Here is a 5,940-nt window from a genome sequence, read left to right on the forward strand (position 1 = left end):
ACTTAGCGTAGCGTCACTAACGCCACTGTGGCGTTCTCGTGTTGTGATTGATTTTTGTCGAATCCATGCATGGGCCTCACGAAAAATAACAAATTTGCGATAAAATGATTTCATTGTTGGCTATCGTGATGCCAAACGGCCAAGACGTCGTAAGCGCTTGGTACGCGGCGGCCTCAAGCGCAGAGAGAGCGTCGCTCGATGCTCGGATGGTCTATTTACGACTGCAAACCCGAGAAAGTTGGACACGTCCCAGCTATGACACGCTGCGAGATGGGGTGGGCGAAGTGCGGTTTAAGGCTCGGCGAATCAATCATCGGGCGTTAGGTTTTTTCGGCCCTGAGAGGAACCATTTCTGCTTTCTCATATTCGCGACGAAAACCAATGTGTTTGACCCGCGCAATGCCATCGAGACGGCGGTCGACAGAAGGGCCCACATCGAATCAGGAGCAGCTAGCTACGTAATCGTGCGCAAGTGGGGCTAGAAGAAATGAACGACGAAGAATTCGATAGCAAAGAGTACCGGGACGAATTTGTTGCGGCGAATATCCGCAACGGAATTGCGTTCCAAATTCGAGCGATGAGACAAAAGGCTAATCTGTCTCAATCGGAGCTGGCTCAACGTGCCGGTAAAACCCAAAATGTGATCTCGCGACTCGAAGATCCCGACTACGGTCGGTTTACCCTCAATACGCTCTTAGATTTGGCGAAGGCATTCGACGTCGCATTGGTTGTTCGATTCGCTTCCTTTTCCGAGCTTCGGGCCAGCGTTGCGTATCTGACTCCATCCGCTCTAGAAATTCCCAGTTACGCAGAAGAGGCGGCTGCGAGTCGTCGAAAACTGGCTAGATTGAAGGAACAATTTTCGAACATTTTGCTCGTCCACCATGCCCGCGATAGCGGCCACCGCTCAATTCTCGGAGAGGCCGAGACGAAGTCTCTACTCAAAGCCACTGCATTTTTGTCAGGAACCAGCTATGGAAGTGCTCTCAACGAAGCTCGGACGGGCGATCTATCTCTTCCCCGTGCGCGACATGAATCCACGGGGCCTAGACATATGGCAAATACTGTCTGAGATTACAGCTCGATACCGTTTCTTAAAGTCTCCTGATCTCAACGCTTTCATACAGGGAGGAGGAGGCCCAGTTGAATTCAATTTTGGGAAGTTTGAAAGCGAGCGATTCGGCGGGATCGAGGTCGCTCTCCAAATTCACGAAGACGGCTTGATAGCTGATACAGAGGCTAGCACCTCAGCTTCAGAAGAATTCCTGAATGACTTTATTGCATGGCTGGTAACAGAGCACGGGTTCACCGCTCCGGCGCAGGTCAAGCCACTGTACCTTAGCGAACTTTACGTTGGATCAAGCGACCCGTTCGCAAAGCTCATAGCCAAGTTTGATGCGTTCCTATCCGCCCTTACGCAGAGCGTAGACGATGAATTGGGACGAAAGATGGAACCAGTCGCCCTTAATTTCGGCTACGAAATGACATCGGCTCTCAAGACCGCCGCCAATTTTCGTTTTGAGCGGGCGATCGATGCGCCGAATATGAAAAATCGCTTTTTCTCATCTGCAAACGTAACGACGGAATCTCATCTCCACCTGTTGGGAATGTTAGAAGCCGCCTTGAACAGTTAGCCCCACGTACCCCCGCCATGGTAGATATCTATAAAGGTCACCACCATGCGGTGCAGGGAAGGGAAGGCACTAAACCACGACGTGGCGCAGTAGTAGGGTCGAACGTCTATCGTTGCGGCTTGAGTGCCCCAATAACTGGGGCAAGCAACACCAGGGAGCGGTGCAGGAAACTGGGGCGACGGCAAGCCGCCCCTTCTCAATTCAACGATTGCCTGCCCTAAATTCCGGTTGCTCCTCTCTCCAGTAGCCGGGCGCAGCGGGCGTCGAGGAGATATCGAGCTTGCCGCCGCACGCATCAATGGGGCGCCACGTCAGTGCGAACAGACTGCATCTGTTCCTCCCTCCCTTGCAGGAACGCATAGAGACTGTCGCCGACGAATCCGAGCTCGACGAGATTCACGACACCGAGCGCAATCTCTTCTATGTCGCCTGCACCCGCGCCCGCGACAGGCTTCTGGTTTCAGGCGTGCAGCCTGCGTCGGAATTCTTCGCAGATTTTTCCGCGAGACGTGCCTGATCGTTCCGCGCGCAGCTCGACCGAAAGCTTCTTGCATTTGGCGCTGCTGCGCATGCGCCCATTTCGAGCCGCAAGCTGTAGCTGGCCGTAGAATATGGATTGACAAGGCGAGACTATTGGTTTTTTAGTGGTTTCCAAGCAGGCCGCATGTCCATACCGCAAACAATCCTAGTGGTCGAGACCGCCGATGAACTGGCGTTCCCGGGGGGCGTGAGCGAGGTACGCCGCGTGATTTAGACCTTTCACCTTCTCAGAGACATACTGCAACGTCAGCAAGATCGGGCTGCGGCATGAGCACCAGCAAAAGCAACGACGCCGATTCATCCAAGAAGTCTATCGGAACCTTCGCAACATTCTGGCGGTGTGCGCTGCAGGTCAATCCGTGGACCTACGGCAAGGAGTCCTGAAGCTCACGCCAAAAGACATCCTGCCGCGTGCCGAGGTCTACGGACAGAACGAACTGCTGGCAATTGTTCAGGACGCGAATGCCAAGGCGCAGCTTCTCGGACGGTTCCTGCCCGATGACGTGACGGCCCGCGACGAACTCGCGGAGATCGAGACGGCGCTATCGAGGAACCGGCAGGAGATCGATAACCTTGAAGCGAAGGTCGCAGACATTGATACCAAGCTTGAACAGCTACCTGCGGTTCTGGATCGCGAGAAATCGTTCAAGAAACTGGGCCTCGATGCGCAGCTCGAACAGGTGAAGCTGCGCGAGCAGATGCGGGCGTATGCGGCGGAATCGGCAGCGGCTATCGATGCATACGAGAGCGCCTTGGAGACTTTTTCCGAGCAGATTGCCGAAATCGAAATCCCCGACCTGCCCGCCGACATTCCAGCCGGCGAAGCAACGAAGCTTGCGCCGCTCGGCAAGGCCGTTGTCGCTGCGCAAAAGGCAGCCGAAAGCGCGGCCGAACAGGCAGCCAAGGGAATAGAGGCGGCGCGCGCGAATCTGACCTTTGCTAAGACCGCGATGGATGACGCGATATCAACGGCGTAGCAGTCGTTCAACGCGGAGACGAACAAGCTACCAGCCTTGAAGGGTAAGAGCGTTTCGCAACTGGCCGCGGATTACAAGAAGGTTTCCGCCACCATCGCCAAGCTGAAACCGCTCAGCACGCAGAAGGCCAGTCACGGAGCGAAGCTTGTATCCCTAAAGTCCGATCGCGCGACGCTCCTCGAACGACTCGCTAAAGGACGCGGCAAGAGATGGACCGCCCTCAGCAAAGCGGTCAAACAGCTCAACAAGCGCCTTGAAGGGCAGCTCCGCGTCGACTTCGAGCCCGAACGTATTCGCGATCCTTTGAAGAAGTTCTTTCTGTCATGCGATCTTGAAGGGATCGGCGAAAAACGTCTCGCATGGATCGACGAGGCGGAGTCTCTGTCGATACCGAATTTGGTCGCGTCCATCGCCCAGGGCGGCGATGCATTGCTAGAGCGCTTCAAGAAGGCCGGTATCTCCAAACAAGCTGCCGACGCTATCGCTTCGCTCCCGGCAGCGAAGATTCGCGAACTTGAGGAACTGGAGTTGCCGGAGCGGCTTGAACTGCTTCTCAACGTCGTGCGCGATGGAGAACAGTACCGGGAAGTCGGGCGCCTTTCGACCGGCCAACAGTGCACGGCCATCTTGCATCTGCCACTGCTCGACAACCCCGATCCGCTGATCATCGACCAACCGGAAGACAATCTGGACAACGCCTTCATCGCCGACCACATTGTCAGCGAATTGCGCAACAGCAAGACCAAACGCCAGTTTCTCTTTGCGACGCATAACGCAAACATTCCCGTATTCGGCGACGCGGAGTGGATCGGTGTCCTTCAGGAGCACGAGGGGCGCGCCCCGGCTGCAAGCCTCCGGGTCGATTGACGCTGACGACGTGAAAACCCTTGCCGCCAGCATTCTTGAGGGCGGGCGCGAAGCCTTCACCCGCCGGCGCGAGAAGTACGGCCTTTAAGCCAGTTGCAGCACGGGCACCCGACTTGCTGAAAATCCGGGCAATTCGAAGCATTTTTCGTTGTTAGCCTCCGGAACCCAATATATAGTGGATCGGAACACCGAAACGCCTATATGTAGGGTTTTTCCAAATGTCGAACCGAGAGTCTGTCTCCGTTCTGGCGTCCCTCCTTCGCAGCTCCGAGGAGGCCCCGCCCCTAGTTCTGCTGGGGGCGGGCGCTTCATTCCGCTCTGGCGTACCCTTAGCCGCGGAGGCGGTGAAGCGGATCACCCGCATTGTCTATGCCGAGCGGGAACTCCAGGGAGTGCGCCGCCCGGAGCGCGTCAAGCCCACTGAGTGGGAACCGTGGTTGCAACGCTTCCCTTGGTTCGTTGGTGGCGACGACCGGCTGGCCGAGAACTTTCCCCTTGCTGTCGAACACCTCCTGACGCCAGCCGAATTCCGCAAGCGAGTCATCCTTGACCTGATGCGGGCGAACGGCCCGAGCAGCGGCTATAAGGTGCTGGCCGACTTTGTGATGCGCGGCCTGATCCACACGATTCTGACGACAAACTTCGATGCGTGCATTCCCGATGCCTTGCGCGCGCGGCAGCCGCACATCCGGCAGATCAACGAAGTGAACCGTCAGCCTGGTGACCACGAACAGTTCAACGTGTTCAACAAGTGCCAGATCGTCTGGATGCACGGACGCGCGGAGCAATATTCCGACAGAAACGCTGCCGGAGAAGTCGGTGCGCCCGATCGCGAGCTCGTTTCGCTGCTGCGGCCGCTTCTCGATGGCGCTCCAATCATCGTTATCGGCTATCGCGGCGCGGAACCTTCGATCATGGAGGGTCTCTTCGCCCAGGCCCACAAAGGTCGCCGCGATTTCGCGCATGGCATCTACTGGTGCCAGCGTGAAAATGACCCGTTGCATCCACATGTCGAGGCGTTGGCGAGGCGTGTCGGCAGCAACTTCCACCTTTTGCGCATCAGCGGCTTCGATGAACTCCTCAATGATCTCGCCATCGAGCTCGCGGGTCACGACCGCTATGCGAGCGGCGCTGCATCGGCCGCACGCCCGGCGGCACCAGCCTTCGATGAACGAGTGGTCCCCGGTCTTTCGGTCGATGATCTCGACATGGACCTCGCGCTCTCCGTGATGTACGAGTATTGCGAGAAGCTCAAGCGCGCGCCGGTCACGCGTGAGACGCTTCCGACGCTGATGCGCGAGCAAGGACTGCTCGTCGCCGAAAGCGAACGCGATGGCATCACGGCGGGAGCAGTCCTGCTGTTCGGCAAGGCGCCGCAGGAAATATTTTCGCATGCTGTCGTGTCCGTGACCGAGGACGGCAAGAAACGCGAAATATACGACGGCAATCTCATCACGCAGCACCGCAAGCTTCTTGAGAAAATCGAGTCAGTCGATGTGAATCCACTGCTCAAGGTCAAGAAGCGGCGGCAGCACAGCGAGCGTACGGCGTATCCGCCGCGCGCGCTGGTAGAGCTTCTGGTCAACATGCTGGTGCACCGTGACTACGAGATCGCCGAGCCCGCGACGATCGATATTCGGCAAGGCGCGGAGATCATTTTCTCCAATCCCGGCGGCCTCACGCACAAACTCAAGGGACGCATCAGGGTCGCTACGGACGGGCGCTTTACGCTTTCGGAGAGCCTGACCGATCAGCGCAATCCTTCTGTTTGCGACATCTTCTTCGGCATCAGTGCAATGGAACGCGCGGGCACCGGTCTGATGGATGTCAACCAGCTCATGATGGAGTCGGGTGGCGCATCAGCCTTCTATGACATCCCCAACAAGCACGAAGCGCGCATTGCGCCGCCGCACGCATCGGCG

At 57.2% G+C, this 5,940-nt stretch carries 7 protein-coding genes and 1 pseudogene; all 8 read left to right on the plus strand.

Annotated elements, in window-relative coordinates:
• Positions 1 to 128: 128 nt before the first annotated feature.
• Positions 129 to 482 carry a type II toxin-antitoxin system RelE/ParE family toxin gene (locus AB7F49_RS37500; protein ID WP_428532521.1) on the plus strand — a complete coding sequence of 118 codons (354 nt, stop codon included), beginning with the start codon at positions 129 to 131 and terminating at the stop codon, positions 480 to 482.
• A gap of 5 nt (positions 483 to 487) precedes the next feature.
• Positions 488 to 1,072, plus strand: a complete 585-nt coding sequence (locus tag AB7F49_RS37505) for a helix-turn-helix domain-containing protein (RefSeq protein ID WP_428532506.1) — start codon at positions 488 to 490, stop codon at positions 1,070 to 1,072.
• A complete protein-coding gene (locus AB7F49_RS37510; RefSeq protein ID WP_428532509.1) occupies positions 975 to 1,634 on the plus strand; it encodes a hypothetical protein in 660 nt (219 codons plus the stop codon). The genes AB7F49_RS37505 and AB7F49_RS37510 overlap by 98 nt, the downstream gene beginning before the upstream one ends.
• Before the next feature lie 280 nt (positions 1,635 to 1,914).
• Positions 1,915 to 2,151, plus strand: coding sequence for a hypothetical protein (locus tag AB7F49_RS37515; protein ID WP_428532512.1), 237 nt, complete (start codon positions 1,915 to 1,917; stop codon positions 2,149 to 2,151).
• A 382-nt stretch (positions 2,152 to 2,533) separates the two neighbouring features.
• A complete protein-coding gene (locus tag AB7F49_RS37520; protein ID WP_428532515.1) occupies positions 2,534 to 3,151 on the plus strand; it encodes a hypothetical protein in 618 nt (205 codons plus the stop codon).
• A gap of 36 nt (positions 3,152 to 3,187) precedes the next feature.
• A complete protein-coding gene (locus AB7F49_RS37525; RefSeq protein WP_428532518.1) occupies positions 3,188 to 4,018 on the plus strand; it encodes a hypothetical protein in 831 nt (276 codons plus the stop codon).
• Positions 4,019 to 4,623: 605 nt separating this feature from the next.
• Positions 4,624 to 4,959: pseudogene (locus AB7F49_RS37530) on the plus strand (SIR2 family protein); the annotation flags it as partial.
• Between the two features lie 234 nt (positions 4,960 to 5,193).
• The coding region (locus AB7F49_RS37535) for a hypothetical protein (protein ID WP_428532524.1) at positions 5,194 to 5,940 on the plus strand (747 nt) is incomplete at its 3' end.

It is taken from the genome of Pseudorhodoplanes sp. (assembly GCF_050250235.1).
Taxonomy (GTDB): Bacteria; Pseudomonadota; Alphaproteobacteria; order Rhizobiales; family Xanthobacteraceae; genus Pseudorhodoplanes.